This is a genomic window from Streptomyces sp. NPDC024017 (assembly GCF_040638895.1).
Lineage (GTDB): Bacteria > Actinomycetota > Actinomycetes > Streptomycetales > Streptomycetaceae > Streptomyces.
In genome coordinates this window covers 58,193-82,393 of the sequence record NZ_JBEZYZ010000005.1, presented here as the reverse complement: position 1 = coordinate 82,393, position 24,201 = coordinate 58,193, and the positions used below count along the sequence as shown (strand labels likewise).

The 24,201-nt window shown below is 70.0% G+C and carries 20 protein-coding genes; 10 read left to right on the top strand and 10 right to left on the bottom strand.

Features of this window, described 5'->3' with window-relative positions:
• Positions 1-21: 21 nt before the first annotated feature.
• Positions 22-1,374 (top strand): M14 family metallopeptidase, encoded by a 1,353-nt coding sequence (locus AB0G20_RS14605; protein WP_361301176.1) that lies wholly within the window; start codon positions 22-24, stop codon positions 1,372-1,374.
• 36 nt (positions 1,375-1,410) lie between these two features.
• On the opposite strand, the gene AB0G20_RS14600 is transcribed toward AB0G20_RS14605, so the two are convergent.
• The 5 genes from AB0G20_RS14600 to AB0G20_RS14580 form a co-directional block, all read right to left on the bottom strand.
• Positions 1,411-1,920, bottom strand: coding sequence for a hypothetical protein (locus AB0G20_RS14600; RefSeq protein WP_361301173.1), 510 nt, complete (start codon positions 1,918-1,920; stop codon positions 1,411-1,413).
• Positions 1,921-1,985: 65 nt separating this feature from the next.
• Positions 1,986-3,464: a gluconate:H+ symporter gene (locus AB0G20_RS14595; protein WP_361301170.1), complete on the bottom strand. Its 1,479-nt coding sequence runs from the start codon at positions 3,462-3,464 to the stop codon at positions 1,986-1,988.
• A 102-nt stretch (positions 3,465-3,566) separates the two neighbouring features.
• Positions 3,567-3,977 carry a RidA family protein gene (locus AB0G20_RS14590; RefSeq protein WP_361301167.1) on the bottom strand — a complete coding sequence of 137 codons (411 nt, stop codon included), beginning with the start codon at positions 3,975-3,977 and terminating at the stop codon, positions 3,567-3,569.
• A complete protein-coding gene (locus AB0G20_RS14585) occupies positions 3,974-4,735 on the bottom strand; it encodes an IclR family transcriptional regulator (protein ID WP_361301164.1) in 762 nt (253 codons plus the stop codon). Before AB0G20_RS14585 ends, AB0G20_RS14590 begins: the two co-directional genes overlap by 4 nt.
• On the bottom strand, positions 4,732-5,766 hold the full coding sequence (locus tag AB0G20_RS14580) for a sugar kinase (protein WP_361301161.1): 1,035 nt from the start codon (positions 5,764-5,766) through the stop codon (positions 4,732-4,734). The genes AB0G20_RS14585 and AB0G20_RS14580 overlap by 4 nt, the downstream gene beginning before the upstream one ends.
• A 142-nt stretch (positions 5,767-5,908) precedes the next feature.
• Between AB0G20_RS14580 and AB0G20_RS14575 the strand changes: the two genes are divergently transcribed.
• Together AB0G20_RS14575 and AB0G20_RS14570 are read left to right on the top strand one after the other, a co-directional pair.
• Positions 5,909-7,183: an amino acid deaminase gene (locus AB0G20_RS14575; RefSeq protein WP_361301158.1), complete on the top strand. Its 1,275-nt coding sequence runs from the start codon at positions 5,909-5,911 to the stop codon at positions 7,181-7,183.
• Positions 7,184-7,196: 13 nt separating this feature from the next.
• The gene (locus tag AB0G20_RS14570) at positions 7,197-8,810 is read left to right on the top strand and encodes a D-aminoacylase (protein ID WP_361301155.1); all 1,614 of its coding nucleotides are present in this window, start codon (positions 7,197-7,199) and stop codon (positions 8,808-8,810) included.
• A gap of 21 nt (positions 8,811-8,831) precedes the next feature.
• Here the strand turns inward: AB0G20_RS14570 and AB0G20_RS14565 are convergent, their stop codons facing one another.
• Both AB0G20_RS14565 and AB0G20_RS14560 read right to left on the bottom strand, forming a co-directional pair.
• Positions 8,832-9,758, bottom strand: a complete 927-nt coding sequence (locus AB0G20_RS14565; RefSeq protein ID WP_031110034.1) for a serine protease — start codon at positions 9,756-9,758, stop codon at positions 8,832-8,834.
• A 162-nt stretch (positions 9,759-9,920) separates the two neighbouring features.
• A complete protein-coding gene (locus tag AB0G20_RS14560; protein WP_361301150.1) occupies positions 9,921-10,640 on the bottom strand; it encodes a hypothetical protein in 720 nt (239 codons plus the stop codon).
• Between the two features lie 126 nt (positions 10,641-10,766).
• On the opposite strand from AB0G20_RS14560, the gene AB0G20_RS14555 reads away from it, so the two are divergent.
• From AB0G20_RS14555 to AB0G20_RS14545, 3 genes are all read left to right on the top strand, one after another.
• Entirely contained in the window at positions 10,767-11,978 is a 1,212-nt protein-coding gene (locus AB0G20_RS14555; RefSeq protein WP_361301147.1) for a pyridoxal phosphate-dependent aminotransferase, read from the top strand.
• Between the two features lie 131 nt (positions 11,979-12,109).
• On the top strand, positions 12,110-12,529 hold the full coding sequence (locus tag AB0G20_RS14550; protein ID WP_361301144.1) for a hypothetical protein: 420 nt from the start codon (positions 12,110-12,112) through the stop codon (positions 12,527-12,529).
• Between the two features lie 412 nt (positions 12,530-12,941).
• The gene (locus tag AB0G20_RS14545) at positions 12,942-16,313 is read left to right on the top strand and encodes an RHS repeat-associated core domain-containing protein (protein WP_361301141.1); all 3,372 of its coding nucleotides are present in this window, start codon (positions 12,942-12,944) and stop codon (positions 16,311-16,313) included.
• Positions 16,314-17,113: 800 nt separating this feature from the next.
• Here the strand turns inward: AB0G20_RS14545 and AB0G20_RS14540 are convergent.
• Both AB0G20_RS14540 and AB0G20_RS14535 read right to left on the bottom strand, forming a co-directional pair.
• Positions 17,114-17,305, bottom strand: coding sequence for a DUF397 domain-containing protein (locus AB0G20_RS14540; RefSeq protein WP_361301138.1), 192 nt, complete (start codon positions 17,303-17,305; stop codon positions 17,114-17,116).
• Position 17,306: 1 nt separating this feature from the next.
• Entirely contained in the window at positions 17,307-18,161 is an 855-nt protein-coding gene (locus AB0G20_RS14535; protein ID WP_361301135.1) for a helix-turn-helix transcriptional regulator, read from the bottom strand.
• A gap of 226 nt (positions 18,162-18,387) precedes the next feature.
• On the opposite strand from AB0G20_RS14535, the gene AB0G20_RS14530 reads away from it, so the two are divergent.
• Entirely contained in the window at positions 18,388-18,825 is a 438-nt protein-coding gene (locus tag AB0G20_RS14530) for an ATP-binding protein (RefSeq protein WP_361301132.1), read from the top strand.
• A gap of 204 nt (positions 18,826-19,029) precedes the next feature.
• Here AB0G20_RS14530 and AB0G20_RS14525 read toward each other — a convergent pair whose 3' ends face one another.
• Positions 19,030-20,859, bottom strand: a complete 1,830-nt coding sequence (locus AB0G20_RS14525) for a phosphoenolpyruvate carboxykinase (GTP) (protein ID WP_361301129.1) — start codon at positions 20,857-20,859, stop codon at positions 19,030-19,032.
• A 328-nt stretch (positions 20,860-21,187) separates the two neighbouring features.
• Here AB0G20_RS14525 and AB0G20_RS14520 point away from each other — a divergent pair, with 328 nt between their 5' ends.
• The 3 genes from AB0G20_RS14520 (at position 21,188) to AB0G20_RS14510 (ending at position 24,189) form a co-directional block, all read left to right on the top strand.
• On the top strand, positions 21,188-21,901 hold the full coding sequence (locus tag AB0G20_RS14520; RefSeq protein ID WP_361301126.1) for a hemolysin III family protein: 714 nt from the start codon (positions 21,188-21,190) through the stop codon (positions 21,899-21,901).
• A 108-nt stretch (positions 21,902-22,009) separates the two neighbouring features.
• A complete protein-coding gene (locus AB0G20_RS14515) occupies positions 22,010-23,557 on the top strand; it encodes a DHA2 family efflux MFS transporter permease subunit (protein ID WP_361301123.1) in 1,548 nt (515 codons plus the stop codon).
• Between the two features lie 5 nt (positions 23,558-23,562).
• On the top strand, positions 23,563-24,189 hold the full coding sequence (locus tag AB0G20_RS14510) for a TetR family transcriptional regulator (protein ID WP_361301120.1): 627 nt from the start codon (positions 23,563-23,565) through the stop codon (positions 24,187-24,189).
• Positions 24,190-24,201 lie beyond the last annotated feature (12 nt).

Here is a 24,201-nt window from a genome sequence, read left to right as displayed (position 1 = left end):
CACCTCCCACAAGGAGATTTCATGCGGCTTCGCATACGAGGCTCCGGTGCCCGCACCGGCAGACGCACCGCCGCCCTCGCCGGCCTCCTCGCCCTCGCCCTCGCGGCGCCCCTGTCCGCGACGACGAGCGACGCCACCGCCGACAGCGCCCGCAAAGCGGCCGCCTCGGCCGACGACGTCCGGCAGTACGAGGTTCATCTGCACTCGACGGCCAAGGACCGCACGGCACTTCAGCGCGCGGGCGTGACGGTCGACGAGGTCCACGGCCACGGTGTCGTGGTCTCCGGCCGCGCGGACCAGGTCAGGAAGCTGCGCGCGCAGGGCTACGAGGTCACCCCGCTCGGCGCGGTTCCCGACCGCTCCGCCGGCGAGGACGACGTCCGGCTCCTCGACTTCCCGTCGGCCGACTCGAAGTACCACAACTACGCGGAGATGACGAGCGAGATCAACTCGATCGTCTCGGCCAACCCGTCCATCGCGAGCCAGCGCGTGATCGGCAAGTCGTACCAGGGCCGGAACATCGTCGCCGTCAAGATCAGCGACAACGTGAGCGCCGACGAGTCCGAGCCGGAGGTGCTGTTCACGCACCACCAGCACGCCCGCGAGCACCTGACCGTCGAGATGGCGCTCTACCTGCTGCGCGAGCTGACCTCCGACTACGGTTCCGACTCACGCGTCACGAGCATGGTGAACAACCGCGAGATCTGGATCGTCCCGGACATCAACCCGGACGGCGGCGAGTACGACATCGCCACCGGCTCCTACCGCTCCTGGCGCAAGAACCGCCAGCCCAACTCCGGTTCGTCGTACGTCGGCACGGACCTGAACCGCAACTGGAACTACCGCTGGGGCTGCTGCGGCGGCTCCTCCGGCTCGGCGTCCTCCGACACCTACCGGGGCACGGCGGCGGAGTCGGCGCCCGAGGTGAAGGTCGTCGCCGACTTCGTGCGCAGCCGGGTCGTCGGCGGCACGCAGCAGATCAAGGCGGGTGTCGACTTCCACACGTACAGCGAGCTGGTGCTGTGGCCGTTCGGCTACACGTACTCCGACACGACGACCGGGATGACCGCGGACGACCACGCGGCGTTCAAGACCGTCGGCCAGAAGATGGCCGCGAGCAACGGGTACACGGCGGAGCAGTCCAGCGACCTGTACATCACGGACGGGTCGATCGACGACTACCTCTGGGGTGCGCACAAGATCTTCGGCTACACCTTCGAGATGTACCCCCGCTCCGGTGGGGGTGGGTTCTACCCGCCCGACGAGGTGATCGAGCGGGAGACCTCCCGTAACCGCGATGCGGTGCTGCAACTGCTGGAGAACGCGGACTGCATGTACCGGTCGATCGGCAAGGAGAGCCAGTACTGCCGCTAGGGCCCCGCGACGCCGACATGATCCGAACGACAGGCCCTAGTCGGCGTCTTCCTCGAAGTAGGCGTCCAGTACCGCGTCCAACTGGGTGTCCCACTCGGCGAACCGACTCCTGGCCGGCGCCTCGATCTCGATCGGGTACCAGCGCCGGTCAGGGGTGTGGACGGTGACGGTGTAGCGCTTGCCGAAGCGTGCCGTCTCCGTCTCGACCGCGCCGATCTCGTCCCAGCGGAACTCGCACTCCTGGTCGTCCAGGGACAGTCGTACGCCTCTGTGGTCGGCGACCATCCGCGCACGGCGGTCGGACGCCTCGAAGACCGGGCCGTCGACCTCGGCGTCCTCCTCCGGCTCGGAGGGCGACGCCTCGGCCGTCTCCGCCGACTCGGGGGCGGCCTCATCGGCCTCCTCGGCCTCGGCGACCTCGGACTCCTTCTCCGGCTCGCCGTCCTTCGTCCCTCCGGACGCGGGTGGCGTGAGCCCGGGGATGAAGGCCGGGTCGAATCCGGCGCCTTCCAGGGGCTGGCTGCTCGAACCTATGCGCTGCTCCACAGCGGAGCAGTATGGTCGACAAACCTGTGCGGCACACAGTCGACCCCGACTTCGTTATCAGACGCCTACACGAACAGGCTCAATACCGCCGCCACCGCGAACCCCGCGACCGACAGCACACTCTCCAGCACGGTCCAGGTCTTGAGGGTGTCCCGCTCGCTGATGCCGAAGTACTTGGCGACCATCCAGAAGCCGCCGTCGTTGACGTGCGAGGCGAAGATGGAGCCGGCCGAGATGGCCATGATGACCAGGGCGACGAAGGCCTGGGAGTGGTCGCCCTCGGACAGGAGGGGGGCGACGATGCCGGCCGTCGTGACGATGGCGACCGTCGCCGAGCCCTGGGCCACGCGCAGCACCACGGAGATCAGGTAGGACAGGACGAGCACGGGCAGGCCCACGTCGTTGAACGTGTCCGAGAGTGCCTGGGCGACGCCGCTGGCCTTGAGGACGGCGCCGAAGATGCCGCCCGCGCCGACCACCAGCAGGATGTTGCCGACCGGCTTGAGGGACGCGGTCGACACCGTCTCCAGGGACTTGCGGGACCAGCCGCGGCGGATGCCGAGCAGGTAGTACGCGAGGAACAGGGCCAGCGTGAGCGCCACGAACGGGTTGCCGAAGAACTCGATCACCGAGCGCGGGGTGGAGGGGTCCAGGGCGATCGAGGAGAAGGTCGCGGCGAGGATCAGGACCAGCGGGGTGCCGATGATGCCGAGGACCGTGCCGAGGGAGACCGGCTGCTCGCTGGGCGCGACCCCGGCGGCCCGCTGCTCGTCGACGACGGCCTGCTTGGCCTCCTGGGCCGCCTCGACCATGTCCTGCGGCACCGGGACGAAGATGCGGCGGCCGACCCACGCCGAGTAGCCCCACGCGGCCACCACGGCCGGCAGGCCGCAGACGATGCCCATCAGGATGACCCAGCCGAGGTCTACGTTCAGCAGACCGGCCGCGGCGACCGGGCCGGGGTGCGGTGGCAGGAACGCGTGGGTGACCGACAGGCCCGCGAGCAGCGGAAGGCAGTAGAGCAGGATCGATTTGCCGGAGCGCTTGGCGGCGGCGTAGACGATCGGGGCCAGGACGAAGATGCCGACGTCGAAGAAGACCGGGATGCCGAAGATCAGGCCGGTGAGGCCCATGGCGAGCGGGGCGCGCTGCTCGCCGAACAGGCCGAGCAGACGCTTCGCCAGCACCTCGGCGCCGCCGCTGACTTCGAGGATCGCGCCGAGCATGGTGCCCAGGCCGATGATGATCGCGACATGGCCGAGGATGCCGCCCATGCCGGACTCGATGGTGGATACGGCGTCCGACTTCTGGACCGTGCCGAAGAGTTCGGTGACCGAAAGACCGGCGGCGAGGCCGACGGCTATGGAGACCGCGAGCAGGGCGACGAACGGCTGGAGTCTCGTCTTGATGATGAGGAACAGCAGCAGCACGATGCCGAGCGCGGCGGTGAGCAGGAGTCCGGCCGTGCCGTCGACGAGGAGGAGCAGGCCTCCGGTGTGGGGTGGGGTCTCGGCGGGGGCGGACGCGGCGAGCGGATGGGACATTTGGGGGTCCTCTGCGTAAATGCATGCAGCTTCTGGGTAGGGGGGAGCGCGGCGCGGCGCACCGGTGGGCGCCGCGCCTCGAAAAGGCGGGGTGGGGGTGGGTCAGCCGAGAACGGCCAGGGCGTCGATCTCGACGAGGAGGCCCGCGGGCAGTCCGACGTAGACGGTGGTGCGCGCGGCGGGCGGCTGGGTCAGGCCCTGCTCCTCGAAGTACGCGTTGTAGATCGCGTTCATCTCGGCGAAGTGGTCGACGTCCGTCAGGTAGACGCGGATCATCATCACGTCGTCCCAGGAGGCGCCGCCCTCCTGAAGGATCGCCTTGACGTTGGCCAGGGTCTGGAGGGTCTGCTCGCGCAGGGTCGGCCCGGCGGGCGTGGGCGCCTTGCCCTCCTCGGCGGGCAGGAAGCCGACCTGGCCGGCGACCTGGAGGATGTTGCCCTTCTTCACACCGTGCGAGAACTTCGCCGGCGGGGTGGTGTGGGTCTTCGGGGTGAGTGCGATCTTGTCCGTCATACGGTGCCCTTCACTGGTGTCCTGCCGGAGTACTCGCCGCTGATGGCGTCCGCCGTACGACGCACCAGCGGCAGGAGGGTGAGGAGTTCGTCGGCGGTGACGACGACGTTCGGCGCGGAGACCGACATCGCGGCGACGACCCGGCCGTCGGCGCCGCGGATGGGCGCCGCGACGCAGTTGATGGACTCCTCGTGGCCGCCGAGATCGGTGGCCCAGCCCTGTTCGCGCACCTTGTCCAGCTCGCGCAGGAACGCGCCGGCGTTGGGTGTCGAACGGGACGTGTACGTGGGGTAGTCGAGCTTCTCGGCGATGGACCGCCGCTCGTGGTCGGGGAGGTCGGCGAGCAGCAGCTTCGCGACCGCTGCGACGGTGATGGCCACGGGCTTGCCGATGCGGGAGTACATCCGCACGGGGTAGCGGCTCTCGACCTTGTCGATGTAGAGGACCTCGTTCTCCTCGTACACGGCGAGGTGCACGGTGTGTCCGCAGTTCTCGTTGAGGCGGACCAGGTGGGGGTGGGCGATCTCGCGGACGTCGAGGTTCTCCATCGCCTCCTGGGCGAGGGCGAAGAGCCGGGCGCCGAGGCGGTAGCGCTGGTCGGACTGGCGGTAGACGAGCCCGTGCTCGTGCAGGGTGCGCAGCAGGCGCAGTGCCGTGGACTTGTGGACGCCGAGGCGGTCGGCGACCTGTCCCAGGTCGGCGGGGCCCTCGGCGAGCAGCGGCAGGATGCTCAGCGCGCGGTCGACGGTCTGGCTCATGGTGTACGTACCTCCTCGTCGGCCCGCTGTGTCCGCTCGGTCCAGCCCGGGCCGAGTCGCAGTCTCCCCCATGCCGTGTCGTCCAGGGCGGCGAGCCGGTCGGCGTGCTCCCGGGTGGGCGGTGTGGCGAGGTCGCCGGGCACGGTGAGCGCGGCGGCGGCCATCAGATGCCCGTGCCGCAGCCGGTCCCGCACGGGCAGTGCGCGCAGGGTGGCGGAGAGGAACCCGGCGGCGAAGGCGTCTCCGGCACCGACGGCGGCGACGACGTCGACCCGGGGTGCGGGGACGAAGGTGACGTCCTGGTGCTCGAAGACGGTGGCTCCGGCGGCGCCCTGCTTGACGACCAGGACCTCGGGTTCGGGGAGGGCGGCGCGGACGGCTTCGGCGCTGTGCAGCCCCCAGGCCTCGTCCTGCCCGACGAACACGAGGTCCGCGCCCCGGGCGAGGTCGCGCAGCACTGTCGGGGCGTCGGTGTCGCGCCACAGGCCGGGCCGGTGGTTGACGTCGAAGGAGACCAGGGGGCGGCCGGGGCGGCGGGCGGTCAGCTCGCGCATCAGGTCCAGGCAGGTCCCGGACAGTGCGGCGGTGATCCCGGACAGGTGCAGCACGCGCCCGGCGCGCACCGCCGCCGGGTCGGGGTCCGTGACGCTCATCGCGGACGCCGCGGAGCCGGTCCGGTAGTAGGCGACCTCGTGGGCGTCGCCGGCCCGGTCCCCGGCGGTGCGGAAGTAGATGCCGGTGGGGCGGTCGGGGTCGCGCCGGACGTGCGCCACGTCGACCCCGTAGGCGCCGATCGCCTCGACCAGGTGATCACCGAACGGGTCGGCTCCCACCCTGCTGATCCACCGCGCGGAGTGCCCGGCCGCGGCCAGCACGCACGCCACGTTCGACTCCGCCCCGCCGATGCCCCGCGCGAAGGACGGCACGTCGGCGAGGCGTCCCGGCCGGGAGGGCAGGAACGTGACCATGGACTCGCCGAGCGCGACGACGTCCACGACGTCGGGGGCGTTGCAGGGTCCGGTGGGGGTCACGATGCTCGTAGCTCCTCGTCGGGGTGCCGGGGCGGCCGGTGGCGGTTTCATTGACCGGGGGTGGCCGAGATGTTAGACAGCGTTCAGCGACATACGCAATGAAGGTTGCAGAGAATGCAACACCGCTGATCAGGGAGGCTCCATGACGGCTGACACCGCCCAGTCCCTCGCCCGGCTCGCCGCCGAGCGCGTCGACCACCGCTTCAAAGGCCTCCCGCCGGACGCCGACGGACTGACCGTCGCCGAGCTGGCCGGCCAGCGCCGCAACCTCTTCACCGGGGGCTTCGCCACGCCGGTGCTCGCACTGTCCGCCGAGCGCCTGGAGCACAACCTGAAGCTGATGGAGACGTACGCGGCCCGGCACGGCCTGGCCTTCGCGCCGCACGGCAAGACCTCCATGGCCCCGCAGCTGTTCCAGCGGCAGATCGAGCACGGGGCGTGGGGCATCACGCTCGCCGTGCCGCACCAGGTGCGGGTGGCGCGCGCCTTCGGCACCCGGCGCGTGTTCCTCGCGAACGAGCTGGTGGACGCGGCGGCCCTGCGCTGGATCGCGGCCGAGCTGGATGCCGACCCGGACTTCGAACTGGTCTGTTACGTCGACTCCGTGCGCGGCGTCGAGCTGATGGACGCCGCCCTGCGGGACGCCACCCGGCCCGTGGACGTCGTCGTCGAGTTCGCGGCCGGCGAGGGCGCCCGGACCGGTGTCCGGACGGAGGCGGAGTGCGCGGCGGTCGCGGACGCGGTGGCGGGCACGCGGACGCTGCGGCTCGTCGGTGTCGCGGGCTACGAGGGCGAGGTGCCGAAGGCCGACAGCGAGCGGGTGACGGCGTGGCTGCGGCGGCTGGTCGCGCTCGCCGCCGACTTCGACAAGGCCGGGCGGTTCTCCGGCCTGGACGAGATCGTGGTCAGCGCGGGCGGCAGCGCCTGGTTCGACGCGGTCGCCGAGGTCTTCGCGGAGATCCCCGAACTGTCCCGTCCCGTGCTGAAGTTGCTGCGCTCGGGCGCGTACGTCTCGCACGACGACGGTCACTACCGCAAGCTGACCCCGTTCAACCGGGTCCCCGAAGAGGGCGCCCTGGAGCCGGCGTTCCGGCTGTGGACACAGGTCGTGTCGCGGCCCTCCGCCGAGCAGGCCTTCGTCAACGCGGGCAAGCGGGACGCGGCCTACGACCTCGGCCTGCCCTTCGCCCAGGTGATCCGCCGGGACGGCGCCGAGCGCCCCGCCACCGGTGTCTCCGTGACCGCGCTGTCCGACCAGCACGCCTGGCTCGCCACCACGCCGGAGGCCGATCTGGAGGTCGGCGACTGGGTCGGGCTCGGGCTGTCCCACCCGTGCACCTCGTTCGACAAGTGGCAGCTGATCCCCGTCGCGGAGGCGGACGGCACGGTCGTCGACTACGTCCGCACGTTCTTCTAGGAGGCCGGGCGCGATGGAAGAGCTCGTCATCCGGGACGCCGACGTCGTCGACGGCTCCGGCTCGGACGCGTACCGGGCCGATGTCGTGGTCGACGGCGGCCGGATCGTCTCGATCGTCAAGGAGGCCGCCGCGGCCGGCTGCCAGCGGCCGAAGGCGCGCCGGGAGCTGGACGCCGAGGGCCTGGTCCTCTCCCCCGGCTTCGTCGACATGCACGCCCACAGCGACCTGGCGCTGCTGCGCGACCCGGACCACAGCGCCAAGGCCGCGCAGGGCGTCACCCTGGAGGTCATCGGCCAGGACGGCCTGTCGTACGCGCCGGTCGACGACCGCACGCTGGACGAGGTGCGCCGGGCGATCGCCGGGTGGAACGGCCCGGGTGACGACATCGACTTCGACTGGCGGTCGGTCGGCGAGTACCTGGACCGGCTGGACGGCGGGATCGCCGTGAACGCGGCCTATCTGATCCCGCAGGGCACGGTCCGGGCGCTCGCCGTCGGCTGGGAGGACCGCGAGGCGACCCCGCAGGAGCTGGACCGGATGCGGCAGCTGGTCGCCGAGGGCATGGAGCAGGGCGCCGTCGGCATGTCGTCGGGGCTGACGTACACGCCCGGCATGTACGCGCAGGATGCCGAACTGACCGAGCTGTGCCGGGTGGTGGCGTCGTACGGCGGCTACTACTGCCCGCACCACCGCTCCTACGGCGCCGGGGCCTTGGCGGCGTACGAGGAGATGGTCGCGCTGACCCGGGAGGCGGGCTGCTCCCTCCATCTCGCCCACGCCACCATGAACTTCGGTGTGAACAAGGGCCGGGCGCCGGAGCTGCTGACCCTGCTGGACGAGGCACTCGCGGCCGGGTCCGACATCAGCCTCGACACCTACCCGTACACCCCGGGCTGTACGACGCTGGCGGCCGTGCTGCCGAGCTGGGCGGGCGAGGGCGGCCCCGAGCGGACTCTCCGGCGGCTGGCGGACGAGGAGACGGCGGAACGCATCCGCCACCACCTGGAGGTCACCGGCTCGGACGGCTGCCACGGCGTACCCGTCGAATGGGACACGATCGAGATCTCGGGTGTGAACGATCCGGCCCTGGCCGATTTCGTCGGCCGGACGATCCAGGAGTCGGCGGACCGGCGGGGCGAGACGCCCTGGGTGACCGCGCGCGGGCTGCTGCTGGCCGACCGGCTGGCCCCGACGATCCTCCAGCACGTCGGGCACGAGGAGAACGTCCGGGCGATCATGCGCCACCGGGTGCACACCGGCGGCTCGGACGGCATCCTCCAGGGCGCGAAGCCGCACCCGCGCGCCTACGGCACCTTCCCGCACTACCTCGGGCACTACGTACGGGAGTTGGGGGTGCTGTCCCTGGAGGAGTGCGTCGCGCACCTCACCTCGCGCCCGGCGGCCCGCCTGAGGCTTCCGGACCGGGGCCTGGTCCGCGAGGGCTATGTGGCCGACCTGGTGCTCTTCGACCCGGCAACGGTGGCGGCGGGCTCCACCTTCGCGGAACCGCGCACGCTCCCCACGGGCATCCCCCACGTCCTGGTCGACGGCCGGTTCGTGATCGAGGACGGCCGCCGCACGGACGTGCTGGCGGGCCGGGCGGTCCGCAGGACTCCTCCCGCGTGACCGCCCGGCCTGCACCCTGCCTTACGGCTTGGGCAGGGTGCAGCCGCTCGCGCTCAGGTCGAGCTTGTTGTCGATCCCGAAGCAGGCCGGGATCCCGTAGGTCTCCTGGGCGTAGTTGATGCCCTTGCGGACGGTCACGTTGCCGTTCGCGTCGACCTCGCAGGGGTTGTTCACCGTGCAGCGCTCACCGTCCTCGTTGCCGGTGTTGTTGATGGCGACGACCTTGTTGGTGGCCTGGTCGACGACGGGCGAGCCGGACGTGCCGCCGATGGTGTTGCAGGCGGAGGTGTAGCGGACCGAGTCCTTCCAGGTCCAGTCGCCCTCCTTCAGGGTGGGCACGAACCCGTCGATGGTGCAGCTGTAGATCCGCTTCCAGTAGCCGGAGGGGATGCTGATGGCGGTGCCGGCGACCGGGTGGCTGTCGTTCAGCGTCAGCGGGTTGATGTTGTACGAGCTCTTGATCTGCGCGTACGTGGTGGTGAGCTGGTACAGCGCGACGTCCGTGTCGGTCATCGTGCCGTAGGCGAGCTTGGCGGCGCGCAGGGTGGCGACGCGCGAGCCGGAAGCGTTGAGCAGAGTGAAGGTCCGACTGGAGGCCTTGTCGACGAGGACCTCGCCGGGGCCGGGGAACCCGGACTCAAGGCAGTGGCCGTTGGTCATCACGAGCGCCGGGTCGTCGGCCTCGGAGTCCGGCATGCGGACGACGGAGCCGGAGCAGTTGCTGAGCGCGACGGTGCCGGCGAAGTTCACGGCCTTGGCCTGCCGGCCGCGAAGCCCGGACAGCGTCTGCTCCACGGACGTGGCCACACCCGAGACGGCGGACGTGACCTCGCCCGTGTCCGCGGCCTTGCCGACGCCCGTGGGGGCGGCATCGGCAGCGGTCGCGGGGGCCGCGCCGGCCCCGGCTATCGCCAGGGCGCAGAACGCGGCGGCGAGAGGTTTTCTCATGGGGGGTCCCCTCTTGCGACGGAGGCGGCCGGAAATCTTCCGGCCGCCTGCACTGTTGTCATGTGCATTGTGATCGTCGCAAGGCGTGCGGCACAAGAACCTGTTCCACAACCGGAACCCTGAAGTCCCTTCAGACCCTACTCAACCGCCCTTCCGGGCCGGTCACTTGGGTCCCTTGGTGCCTCCCGGGCCACGTCCGGGCTTCTCGTCGGACCTGCCGGGCGCCGATGGCGTGGCGGTGGTGCCGGAGTCCGCCGGAGCACTGGTCGTGGGGGCGACCTGGGGCGGCGCGCTGTCCGTGGCGGACCCGGACGGGGTCCGGCTGGGCGCGGCGGACGGGCTCGCGGACGCGGCGCCGGACGGACCGTCGGACTCTCCCGGCCGGTCGGCGAGCGGAGCGCCGGGGGTCGCGGCCGGACCGGTGCCCGCCGGTTCCGCCGTGGGCGACTCTCCCGCCGTCCGGCCCGTGCGACCGCCTTCGCCGTCCCCCGTCCCGGCGGAGTGCCCGCCCGAGAGGGAGAACCCGGCGATCAGCGCGACCACCGACGCGGCGCCCACGGCACCGGCGGCGACCGCCGCACGGCGACGGCGCCGGGGAGCCGGCTTACGCCGGGCGCGGTGGCCGGCTCCAGACCGGCCCCGCGCCGGCACCACCGGCAGCTCACGGGTGGCGCCCACGTCGTCCGTGCCGCCTTCGTACGCGGCGTCCCAGGCGGCCTCCGGATCCGCGGCGTCGTACGCGTCCTGCCATCCGTGCGCCGCCGCCGGATCCGCGTACGCGTCGTACGCCGGAGGCGCGGGGGCCTGCGGCAGGTACACGTTCGGCGGCTCCTGCGGCCCACCGCCCGTCACTCCGTCGGCGTACTCGAATGACTTGGACATGGCGGCGCATTCTAGGGACTGAAGGTGCTGGTGGGACAGCGCGCGGCGATATCGCCCCAAATCCCCGCGTCTCACGTGGCGGAAAACACGGCCCGGGAGCCATTACCGGGCCGTAAGCTCCCAGACATGCAGGTGATCCAGTCGACCAAGCTCGCCAACGTCTGTTACGAGATCCGGGGTCCGGTGCTCGAGGAGGCGATGCGGCTGGAAGCCGCCGGCCATCGGATCCTCAAGCTGAACACCGGCAACCCGGCCGCGTTCGGCTTCGAGTGCCCGCCGGAGATCCTGGAGGACGTCCTCCGGAACGTGTCGTCGGCGCACGGCTACGGCGACGCCAAGGGCCTGCTGGCCGCACGCCGGGCCGTCGTCATGCACAACCAGACCCTCGGCATCGAGACGGACGTCGAGCACGTCTTCATCGGCAACGGCGTCTCCGAGCTGATCGTGATGGCGATGCAGGGCCTGCTGGACGACGGCGACGAGGTCCTCGTGCCCGCGCCCGACTACCCGCTGTGGACCGCCGCCGTCTCCCTGTCCGGCGGCACCGCCGTGCACTACCGCTGCGACGAGCAGGCCGACTGGATGCCGGACCTCGCCGACATCGAGCGCAAGGTCACCGACCGCACCAAGGCGCTCGTGATCATCAACCCCAACAACCCGACGGGGGCCGTCTACGACGAGGCGATGATCAAGGGCCTGACCGACATCGCCCGCCGGCACAACCTGCTCGTCTGCTCCGACGAGATCTACGACAAGATCCTCTACGACGGCGCCACCCACACCCCCACCGCCGCCATCGCCCCGGACCTGCTCACCCTGACCTTCAACGGCATGTCGAAGGCCTACCGCGTGGCCGGCTACCGGGTCGGCTGGATGTCGATCTCCGGGCCGCGCGCCCACGCCGACTCCTACATCGAGGGCCTGACGATCCTGGCGAACATGCGCCTGTGCGCGAACATGCCCGGGCAGCACGGAGTCGTCGCGGCGCTCAGCGGGCGGCAGACGATCAACGACCTGGTGCTGCCGGGCGGACGGCTGCGTGAGCAGCGGGACACGGCGTACGAGCTGCTGACCCAGATCCCCGGTGTGACCTGCGTGAAGCCCAAGGGCGCGCTGTATCTCTTCCCGCGCCTCGACCCCAAGGTCTTCAAGATCAAGGACGACCGCCGCATGGTCCTGGACCTGCTTCGGCGCGAGAAGATCATGGTCGTCCAGGGCACGGGCTTCAACTGGCCGGAGCCGGACCACTTCCGGGTGGTGACCCTGCCCTCGGTCACCGACCTGCGGGACGCGATGGGCCGGATCGGCCGCTTCCTGGACGGTTACGGCCAGCCCTGACCCCGAGGCCGGACCTCGCCCGGACTGCCCGCTCACGCTTCGTGTGCGGGCAGTCCTGTTTTGTGAGCAGCTCAACTTTAGACGAAATCTAAGCTAGGATGGTTTCCTGTAAGAATTCAGGAGGCCTTCCCATGTACGAACCGATCCGCGCCAAGTCGGTCCACAGCACGGTGGACGGCCCCAACCCCGACTTCCCCCACCGTTCCCGTGAGGAAGAGCTGGACATCCAGCTCGCGGGCCATCTCGGCGCCCTGCTCGCCGTCACGGACGAGCTGCGTGCGACGCAGGGCTCGGCCGACCTGGACACGGCGGCGGAGCGGCTCGCGGAGCAGGTGAGCAGGCTGCGCGGCGGACGCACCCCGGTGCGCGCGCCGATGAGCGGCCGGCGCGAGCCGAGCGCCACCGCCCTGCACCGGCGGGCGCACGCCCTGGCGGGCCGCGCGCTGGTCGTCGCCGCCTCCCGCGCCGACACGGCGGCCGCGATCCTGGCCGCCGAGCGGATGGACGCGCACACGGCGGCCCTGGAGCCGCGCGCCCTCGCGTCCCACTGAGCCCCCACCGGGCTCCTCAGACGGCCCCGGTCCGCGCGCACCCGCAGCGACGCGCGGACCGGGCGCCATCAACCCCTATGCGAGGGCCATCGGGTACCCGCGTCCGTGGCCCGCACGCCTGTTGCGCACCGTGAGCACCCGGTCGCGCCCCGGCTGTCGGCCACCTGCGGTGGGTTTCGGTCAACGTACCCCTCACAAGTCGGGATAGAACCGCGCATTCCGCCATGCCACGCGGCAGTTGAGGCCGTATCGCCCCGGTTTGGCGCCGGGAAGCGGCGGGGCTGATTCCAGCCCGCATGCAAAGGGCGTTCGAGGGCACACCGCGTCGATTTGTGCGCTTCTTGTGACAGCTTGTGTGGCCGAAGTGACCGTATGGGTCACGCGTTCTGCCTGACTTCCGTGGGGGAAGCTGATGCATTCACGTGCGGGAAGCACGTCACTTTGGCGTGCCCGAAGAACACACAGAACCGCTCTCCTGTCCGCGATCACGACCGCCGCTGTGGTGCTCTCGGCGGCACCGGGACTGGCGGCGGCGCCGAAGCCGGAGTTACCGGAGCCGGAGAGCCCCTGGACGAGACCGACCAAGGTGGAGGCTCCCGCGACGCCGGCCGGGTCGGTGAAGGCACCGGAGTCGCAAGCGGAGGCCAAGCCGCCGGCGGAGGTCGCCGCCTGGCGGGCGGCGCAGGAGGCCCGTACGGGCGGCAAGTCCGGCGCCCAGCGTGCGGGGGCCGCTGCCGAGGCCACGCCGTTCGTTCCCGAGGGGCAGGGCGAGGTGCCCTGGCACCGCATCATCGACACGCGCCTGAACGATGCGCTGGTGGCGCGGGTGAACGTCTCCAACGGCAATCTCATGCTGGCGGGCACCGATTTCGACATCGCCGGTGTCGGTCAGAAGCTCCAGCTCGCCCGCACCTACAACTCCCTTGAGGCGCCGTGGGGGAAGGTGTCGCAGCGCTGGTGGCAGGCCTACGAGCGTTACCTCCAGACCGGCGGCGGTGAGGTGGTCGTCTACGACGCCACCGGCGCCGCCCTGCGGTTCAAGGAGACGTCCACCGGCGGCTACACCACGCCGACGGGCTACTCCAAGGACCTGAAGAAGAACGCGGACGGCACCTACACCCTCACCGACCGCAAGTCCGGCACGAAGGACACCTACGACGAGCACGGCACCCTGACGAAGGTCACGGACAAGAACGACGGCACGATCACCGTCGACCAGCGCGACGAGGGCGGCGGGCACAAGGGCTTCAAGCTGACCGAGACCCGCTCGGGCCGCTGGATCGACCTGGTGAAGACGAACGCCAGCCAGTGGCAGGCCAAGGACCACACGGGCCGCACGGCCGTGTTCGATCTGGACCCGGCCGGCAATCTGGCGAAGGTCACCGATACCGACGGCAAGGCCACCGCCTATGAGTACGACTCTTCACGCCGCCTGACCAAGGTGACCACGCCCGAGGGCACCGTCACGCTGTTCACCTACGACGCCCACAACCGCGTCAGGTCCATGCAGCGTGCCACCGAGGTGACGGGCAGCGGCCACATCGGTCCGACCTGGCGCTACGACTACACGGCCGACACCCCGTCGGACGCGGGCACGACGACGGTGACCGACCCTGACGGCGACGCAACGCAGTACGTGCACAACGCGGACGGCGAGGTCACCAAGGTCACCGACGCCCTGGGCCACTCCCGCCACGCGAAATACACCGCCCACCTCCTGCAGACCGCGGTCGACGCGATGGGCACGGGCACGGACGGCACCGGCGGCAACACCACCACCTACGGCTGGGACGGCCGCAACAACGCCATCTCCCAAAAGCTCCCGCTCGGAGCAACGGCTTCTGTGACGGCGTACCAGACGGTCGCCGGAACCGACCTGCCGAACGACTTCACCAGCGCGGACGGCCGCAAGGACACGTTCAAGTACGACACCAACGGCAACACCATGTCCGTGACCACCTCCGGCACCGCAGGCGGCACCCGCGAGTACACCTACAACGAGGCCACCCCGAAGTGCGGCGGCTTCGAGGGCCAGCGCTGCACCGCCAAAGACGGCAACGGCAAGGTCACCTCCTTCGCGTACGACACCAAGGGCAACCTCAAGACCGTCACCCCGCCCGCGCCGCTGGGCAAGACGGATTACACCTACGACGCACTCGGCCGGGTGGAGACCGTCACCGACGGACGCGGCATCAAGACGGTCTACGTCTACGACAACCGCGACCGCGTGACGAAGGTGTCCTCCACCAACGCCACGGTCACCTACTCCTACGACGGCGACGGCAACGTCAAGTCCCGCACGGACGCCTCCGGTACTACGGGCTGGACCTACGACAAGCTGAACCGCGAAAGCGTCCGTACCCTGCAGAACGGCGCCCAGACGGCGCTGGCCTACACCCCGGGCGGCGAGGTCGACTACTGCATCGACCCGACCGGCAAGACCGACTACACCTGGGACAAGGCCGGCCGCCTGGACTACTTGACCGCCCCGGACGGCAAGAAGACCGACTTCGACCACGACGACAACGACAAGCGCACCAAAACCGTCTACCCCGGCGGCACGACGCAGTCGGTCACGATCGACGACAACGGCCGCCCCGAGGCCATCAAGACCACCTCGGGCACGACCACACTGATCGACCTGACCTACAGCTACAAGAACACCGCGGGCAAGGACACCACCAAGATCCGCACCCGCACCGACAACCTCACCAAGTACAAGACCACCTACGACTACGACTCACAGGACCGCCTGCGCTACGCGCTGGAAGCCGACTCCGCGGGCGCGCGCAAGGCATCGTGGCTGTACTGCTGGGACAAGGCCGGCAACCTCACCTCCCAGGACGGCACGAAGAACGCCTGCCCCGGCGGCACCACCTACACCTACGACGACGCGAGCGAGCTGACCGGCAAGAACGGCTCCACCACCGGCTGGTCCTACGACAAGCTCGGCAACGAAACCGCCGGCGCGAGCACCACCGCCCGCACGGGTGAGTCCTGGACGGACTACAGCCAGCTCTCTGCCATCACCGCCGGCGGCAAGAGCTACGACCTGGTCCACGCCGGCACGGACAACTCCGAGCGCACCAAGCTGGGTTCGACCTGGTTCCACCACACCGCGCTCGGTCTGGCCTCCACCACCACCAACGGCGTCGACACCGGATTCATCCGCGAACCCGCGGGCACCTTGAACTCCATGACGACTGGGGGGAAGTCCTACTACTACCTCACCGACGCCACCGGCAACGTCCTCGGCCTGGTCGACGACGCGGGCAAGCGCACGCACACCTACGCCTACGGCCCCACCGGCCTCCCCCGCGGCACCACCACCGAGGCAGTCCCCCAGCCCCACCGCTACACCGGCGCCTACCTCGATCCGACAGGCCTGTACAAGATGGGCCATCGCTACTACGACCCGTCCCTCGGCCGCTTCACCCAGCCGGACCCCTCCGGCCAGGAGAAGAACCCCTACCTGTACGCCGGTGGCGACCCTGTCAACAACAGTGATCCTGCTGGGCTGCTCTCACTGGACACTCTGGGGAATATTGGCAGCGGGCTTTCTGTCGCCGGCATCGTGTATGAAGGGCTCACTGGCGGCCCTGACGCGGCGGAAGCGGCAACGGCTGGTGTCATCGCAGACATCGGGATCACGGGTCTTTGCGAAGCGGGAGCGGCCGCTGTCGGAGGACCGGCCGGAGCAGGGGCAGCGGTGCCCTATTGCGCCTCCATAGGAGCAGCTGCGGGAGCCTACGTCGCGGCGAATTACCAGAACAGTACGACTTAGAGGGACAACTGCCCGGATACGGCGCTCACCGTATCCGGGCAGCGCTAATCCAGCAGGAGGAAGCCACAGTGAACCTCGCAAGAAATGAGAGAGAAAACCGAAGGACAGCAGTGATTCTTGCCGGCATCAGCGTACTGGAGCTGATCTGCGGGATCTCTCTGGGTTTTCTGTCCTTCCCGTCCTGGGGTCTGGCTGACAGTTCATTCGCGCTGGGGAAAGTGCTGAGCGCTACATTTATTTGCGGCGCCTTCGTTTGTTTTCTTGTGGCGATCGCAAGGAGTCGGAAGTGACATACTCACCCGGTTTGGCAGCCAGCGGTAAATACTCACCTGTCGAAAACGGGCAGGATGCGCTGATATTCATCATAAGCTTCGCTGTCATAGTCATCGCGCTGTACATTTTCGTGAAGAGGCGACGCGGCAGGTGAGAAATCGCCCTTCCGGACCCCGGTCGGGGCCCTGGATGGTCTTGATCATGACGAAGGCCTCCATATGTGGTGGAGGTGTCGGCAGGTTACTGCGCATCGAACGTGAGCTGGGCGCGGATGCCTCGCCGGTGCAGCCATAGGTGGTTACGGCGGATTGACAACAGGGGCCGTCGACTACACCGGAGGGAGTTACCTCATGGCCAGGAGGAGCGCACGGGACGGGAGACGAAATGGGTACGACCCTTGCCAACGCTTTGATTATCGGAGGAGTTCTCGGCGTTATCACCGTACTAGTCATGAGCCGTCGAAATCATTAGAGCTGGTGAATCTCCCCCTTGTTGCGGTCCTCTCCGGTTTGATGGAGCACAAGGGGTCATGCGTCAGGTGCCGACTTGAGGGACGTGACGAAGGACGTCCAGGCCGTGGCCGTGATGGCGAGGACCGGGCCCTGGGGGACCTTGGAGTCACGGACGGGGACGACGGCGGTGTGGGCGTCGCACACTTCGACGCAGTTGCCGCCGTCGCCGTTGCTGTAGGTGCTCTTGCGCCAGATCCCTGCGCTCAAGTCAGGTGCGTTGTTCGCCATTTCGGTCATCCTCAGCCGCTTGCTCGATCAGGGCGAGGGACGCCTCCGGGGGCAGTGCGGCGGCCCTGAGCCGATCGTATGCCTTGCGGTACTGCCTCACGAGGGCCGGATCGTCGATGGTGTCCCCGCTGTACTGCGCCTCCGTGTAAACCAGGGGCGGGGCATCCGGGAAGGTCATGACCAAGGCCGAGCCCAGCATCAGCGGATACGCCCCGCAGTTCCACGGAAGGATCTGGGGAACGATCCGGCGGTGTCGCGCGAGTTCCGCGATCCGCTCCCACTGTTCAGCGCTCTGATCCGGCGGCAGGATCGGCTGCCGCAGCAGCGACTCGGGCAGGATCACCCAGTACTCCGGGGTCTTGTGGTCGTCCTCGAACAGCCGGGCCCGCGCCAGCCTCGCGGTCACCTTCTCCTCCACTTCCTCGTCCGGAGCCAGAGGGTGGGCAGAGCGGGTGACCGCCCGCGCATACGCCTCCGTCTGCAACAACCCCGGCACCAGCGTCGGGCACCACTCCTCGATGGTCTCCGCGTGCTGCTCCGCCTCCAGCACCCGCTCGAAGTAGCTCGCGTGCCCCCGCCGCTTCGCCCGTCGCACGTCCTCGCAGCGCCGCCTGAAGAAGCCGTCCGTGCCCAGCACCCTGTCCACGTGCTCGGCGAGTTCCGCCGGCATCCGGCGCGTGCCCCGCTCGATCTCGCTGAGGTGGCTCGGGCCGTAGAAGCTGCCCTCGACGAGTTGCTGGAGGGTCAGGCCCGCCTCCTCCCGCTTCCAGCGCAACTCGCTGCCGTAGAAGGTCGGGACGCCCGTCGAACCGTCGATGTCCTTGCGCTGACCCATCGTTCACCGTCCTTGGTGTGCCGTTACCGCGCGCTACCAGCCCCTTCACCGCGCAGCCGCAGTTCAGGAGCGGGAGACCGAAGTACTGTCACGCTACGGCGGCCGGCGTCACAGTGTGAGGAGTTCGTCACTCAGCGCACTGGAAGGTGTGAACCCCCATGCACAGCCCCTGCCCTCGCCTCACCGCGCAGGACCTGACCTCCGCCCTCCCCGAGGGGACCGTGTGATGCGGCCGGTGATGACCCTGGAGTTGCTTGCGACCCCTGCCGAGGTGTCCGGCGTGCGGCGGGCCCTGCGCGCGCACGGGATCGACGTGCAGCTCTGCGCGAGCGAGCTCGTGACGAACGTGATCCGGCATGTCGGGGAAGGTGTTCCCGTCACGGTGCGGGTGTGGCCGGAGGAAGGCGGGCGGGTCCGGCTGGGGGTCACCGATCCCGACCCCCGGGCCCTGCCCGTCCTGGTCGCAGCGGCCGGGGCCGAGGCGGAATCCGGCCGAGGGCTGGCGCTGCTCGACGCGCTGGCCGTGCGGTGGGGTGTGGAGCAGGAGGCCGGCCGCAAGACGGTGTGGTGCGAGCTGTTCGTCTGTGTTCCGGAAACGCCCGAGCGCCCCGGTCGACGTAGGCCGTCGGCCGGAGCGCTCAGTCATTCATCGGCACGTTCGTGAGCCCGCGGGGCGGGCCGCGCCGAAGCGGGCGGGAGTGGGCCTGTCGCCGCAGGGTTCCGTCGGGGCGGACGGAGGGCGGCGACGGGCCCGGAACCCCGCACGCCGTTGTGCGGGCCCCGCCAGTCGGTTCCGCGGCCGGCCGTGACGATGTTGCTGGTCAGGGCACTGTCGGTTCCAGCCGGCCGCGGAGTAAAGGGGGTGGGCTCAGCCCAGGCGCTCCACCAGCGCGCGGTACTGGTCCCACAGCTCCTTGGGCGTGTGGTCGCCGAAGGTGTTGAGGTGCTCGGGGACCAGGGCGGCCTCCTCGCGCCAGACCTCCTTGTCGACCGTGAGCAGGAACTCCAGGTCGGAGTCGGCCAGTTCCAGGCCGTCGGTGTCGAGGGCGTCCTTGGTCGGCAGGATGCCGATCGGCGTCTCGACGCCCTCGCCCGTGCCCTCCAGGCGCTCCACGATCCACTTCAGGACCCGGGAGTTCTCGCCGAAGCCGGGCCAGACGAACTTGCCCTGGTCGTCCTTGCGGAACCAGTTGACGTAGTAGATCTTCGGCAGCTTGGACTGGTCCTTGTCCTTGGCCACGTCGACCCAGTGGGCCATGTAGTCGCCCATGTTGTAGCCGCAGAACGGCAGCATCGCGAACGGGTCGCGGCGCAGCTCGCCGACCTTGCCCTCGGCGGCGGCGGTCTTCTCGGAGGCCACGTTGGCGCCGAGGAAGACGCCGTGGTTCCAGTCGAAGGACTCCGTCACCAGCGGTACGGCGGTGGCGCGGCGGCCGCCGAAGAGGATCGCCGAGATCGGCACGCCCTTGGGGTCCTCCCACTCGGGCGCGATGATCGGGCACTGCGAGGCCGGGACGGTGAAGCGGGCGTTGGGGTGCGCGGCCGGGACGCCGGACTCGGGCGTCCAGTCGTTGCCCTTCCAGTCCGTCAGGTGGGCCGGGGACTCCTCGGTCATGCCCTCCCACCACACGTCGTTGTCGTCGGTGAGGGCGACGTTGGTGAAGACGGAGTTGCCCCAGAGCGTCTTCATCGCGTTGGCGTTGGTGTGCTCGCCGGTGCCGGGCGCGACACCGAAGAAGCCGGCCTCGGGGTTGATGGCGTACAGCCGGCCGTCCTCGCCGAAGCGCATCCAGGCGATGTCGTCGCCGATGGTCTCGACCGTCCAGCCGGGGACGGTCGGCTCCAGCATGGCGAGGTTGGTCTTGCCGCAGGCGCTCGGGAAGGCCGCGGCGACGTACTTGGCCTCGCCGCGCGGCGGGGTCAGCTTCAGGACGAGCATGTGCTCGGCGAGCCAGCCCTCGTCACGGGCCATGACGGAGGCGATGCGCAGGGCGTAGCACTTCTTGCCGAGCAGGGCGTTGCCGCCGTAGCCCGAGCCGTAGGACCAGATCTCGCGGTCCTCGGGGAAGTGCGAGATGTACTTGGTCTGGTTGCAGGGCCAGGGAACGTCCGCCTGGCCGGGCTCCAGCGGGGCGCCCAGGGTGTGGACGGCCTTGACGAAGAAGCCGTCGGAGCCGAGCTCGTCCAGGACGGCCTGGCCCATGCGCGTCATCGTGCGCATCGAGACGGCGACGTAGGCCGAGTCGGTGATCTCCACGCCGAGCGCGGACAGCGGCGAGCCGAGCGGGCCCATGCAGAAGGGCACGACGTACATGGTCCGGCCGCGCATCGAGCCGCGGAACAGACCGCCCTGGCCGCCGGAGCCCTGGAAGATCTCCCGCATCTCGGCGGGGGCCTTCCAGTGGTTGGTCGGGCCCGCGTCCGCCTCCTTCTCGGAGCAGATGAACGTCCGGTCCTCGACGCGGGCGACGTCGGTGGGGTCGGAGGCGGCGTAGTAGGAGTGGGGGCGCTTGATCGGGTCGAGTTTGCGGAAGGTGCCCTTCTCGACGAGCTCCTCGCACAGTCGCTCGTACTCGGCCTCGGATCCGTCACACCAGACCACGTTGTCCGGCTGCGTCAGTTCAGCGATCTCGTTGACCCACGAGATCAGTCCCTGATGGGTGGTGGGGACGGTGGGAGCCGCGATGTCGCGCGCCACGATTGCTCCTAAATGAGGGTTTTTTTGTGATGTGGAGGCCCCGTGGGGGCTGCGACCCGGATGCTTCAGGGTGGATCTTGGCGCTCATCCGGTGCCGACCGCACTCATTTGATCATCCGACGTACGCGCCCATCTGTCCAGAGGAGCGCACAGGTGAGCAACGTGAGGCTCGCCACGGTTTCTCGCGCCCGCTTTGCGTGCACGTTGCGTTCACCTGACCGTCCGTTTGCGTGACCATCGCCGGATCACGATGAGAGGATGGCCACTCTTCGCCGGGCAATCCGCGGCACTGATACGTGACTTACGGCTCCGTAGCTACCATTCGCCCATGACTGCGTTCGTCCCCGACGCGCCCACGGACTCGGCGGCCGACGGCCACGGTCCACAGGCGCTCTCCCTGCCTCACCCGGTGAAGCCGAAGCTGCGCGGCTGGCTGCACCTCGGCATGTTCCCGGCCGTCCTGGTCGCGGGCCTGGCGCTGACCGCCCTCGCCGACTCCTCCAGAGGACGCATCGCCTGCGGCGTCTTCGCCCTGACGGCATGCCTGCTGTTCGGTGTGAGCGCGCTGTACCACCGGGGCAACTGGAGCCCGCGCATGGACGGCGTTCTGCGCCGGCTGGACCACGCCAACATCTTCCTGATCATCGCGGGCACCTACACACCGCTGACCATGCTGCTGCTGCCCGACGCCAAGGGTCAGTGGCTGCTGTGGGGCATCTGGGCGGCGGCCCTGGCCGGCATCCTCTTCCGCGTCTTCTGGGTCGGCGCCCCGCGCTGGCTCTACACGCCCTGCTACATCGCGATGGGCTGGGCGGCCGTCTTCTACCTGCCGGACTTCATGCGGACCGGCGGTGTCGCCGTCCTCGTCCTGGTCGTCGTCGGCGGCCTGCTCTACAGCGCGGGCGGCGTGGTCTACGGAATCAAGCGGCCGAACCCGTCACCGCGCTGGTTCGGCTTCCACGAGGTGTTCCACTCCTTCACCCTGGCGGCCTTCATCGCGCACTACGTGGGGATCTCGCTGGTGGCGTACCAGCACGGATAACCCCCTCGCACCTCCTTCAGGCCACGGCTCCCCCGCCGTGGCCTTTTTGCGCGCCCGGACAGGCGGAACGATTGACAGCATCTATCTTTTGATAGTTACTCTCATTTCATGGTTGCTGTCATCACGCCCGACCCCCGGCGCTGGTGGGCCCTCGGGGCCCTGGTCGCGAGCATGCTCACGCTCGGTTTCGACATGACGATCCTCAACGTCGCACTGCCGACCCTGGCCGAGGACCTCGGCGCGACCACCGGTGAGCAGCAGTGGATGGCGGACGCCTACGTCGTCGTCTTCGCGGCGCTGATGCTCCCGGCGGGGCTGCTCGGCGACCGGTTCGGCCGGCGGCTGATGCTGGTCACCGGGCTGGGGATCTTCCTCGCCGGCTCGGTCGTGGGCGCCCTGGCCCCGGACGTGGCCTGGGTCGTCGCCGCCCGGGCCGTGATGGGGGTCGGCGGCGCCCTGGTCATGCCGCTCGCACTGTCGGTGCTGCCGTCGCTGTTCGGGCCGGACGAGCGCTCCAAGGCCGTCGGCGTCATGTCGGCGGCCTCCGCGCTCGGCATGCCGCTCGGCCCGATCCTCGGCGGCTGGCTGCTCAACCACTACTGGTGGGGCTCGGTCTTCCTGATCAACGTCCCGATGGTCGGCATCGGCATCACGGCCTGCCTCTTCCTGCTCCCCGAGACCCGCGACCCGGCCTCCCCCAAGGTCGACGCCGTCTCCACGGCGCTCACCGCGGCCGGCCTCGGCGCCCTCGTCTACGCCATCATCGAGGCACCCACGCGCGGCTGGGCCGACCCGCTGGTGGCCGGGTTCCTCGCCGGCGCCGCGGTCCTGCTGGCCGGACTGGTGCTGCGGGAGCGCCGGGCGGTGCGGCCCATGCTCGACATGGAGCTGCTCGGCCACCGCGGGTTCCTCGTCAACGCGCTCACGGCGACCTTGGTCACCTTCGTCCTGGCGGGCCTGCTGTTCCTGCTGCCGCCCTACCTCCAGGCCGTCCTCGGCCACGACGCCCTCGGCACCGGGCTGCGACTGCTTCCGATGATGGCCGGGCTGCTGGTCGCCGCCCGCGCGGCCCAGCCGGTCGTCGCCCGGTTCGGCCCGCGGTCGGTGGTCGGCTGCGGCCTGGTCGTCCTGGCGTTCGCCGCGTTCCTCGGCAGCCGTACGGAGGCCGGCTCGGGCTACGGCTTCACCGCGCTGTGGCTGACCGTGACCGGCATCGGCTTCGGCTTCGCGGTGGTCCCGGCGATGGACGGGGCGCTGGCCGCACTGCCCGCCGACCGGGCAGGCAGCGCTTCCGGGCTCCTCATGACGCTGCGCCAGGTGGGCAGCGCGATCGGCATCGCCCTGCTCGGCAGCCTGCTGGCCGGTGTGTACCGGGACCGGCTCGACGTCACCGGGCTGCCCGCCGGGGCCGCCGACACCGCCGGGGAGTCGGTGGTCGCCGCGCACCTGATCGCCGAGCGGACCGGCTCGGGGGGCCTGGCCGCCGCCGCGGACCGTGCGTACGTGCACGGCATGGGCGTCGTCCTGGTGGTGTGCGGCTTCGCGGCCCTGGCCGCCGCGCTGCTCGCCGGGGCGTTCCTGCCCGGTGCCCGGTCCGCCGGACCCGGGAGCAGCACCCCGGCCATGGCCGAGCCCGAGGCCGATGCCCGACAATGACCTTCATGACGGCCCCACGCACCACCCCCGCCGACCGGCCCCCACTGGGGCTCCGGGAGCGGAAGAAGATCAAGACCCGCCAGGCGATCCGCACCGCGACCTACGCGCTGATCGAGGAGCAGGGCTACGACGCCACGACGATCGAGCAGATCGCCGACCGCGCCGAGGTGTCGCCGTCGACCGTCTTCCGGTACTTCCCGACCAAGGAGGACATCGTCATCACCGACGAGTGGGACCCGGTGATGATGGCGGAGCTGCGGGCCCGGCCGCAGGACGAGTCGTGGGCCGACACCCTGCGGCACGTGATGCGCACGGCCCTCGACCTGAGCCTCGCCGAGGAGCCCGAGGTGACCCGGCTGCGGACGCGGCTCGGGGTCGAGGTGCCCGCGGTGCGGGCCCGCATGCTGGAGAGCACCGCGGCCACCGGCCGGCTGCTCCGCGACGCCCTCGCGGAGCGCTCCGGACTCGATCCCGACGGCCTGGAACTGCGGGTCTTCGCGATGTCCGTGATGGGCGGGCTGATGGAGGTCTCCCACTACTGGGCCGAGACCGGCCACCGCGACGACATCCGGGATCTCGTCGACCGCGCCCTGGACGTCCTGGAGCACGGCCTGCCGACCGGAAAACCCTGAGGCCTGCGCCCT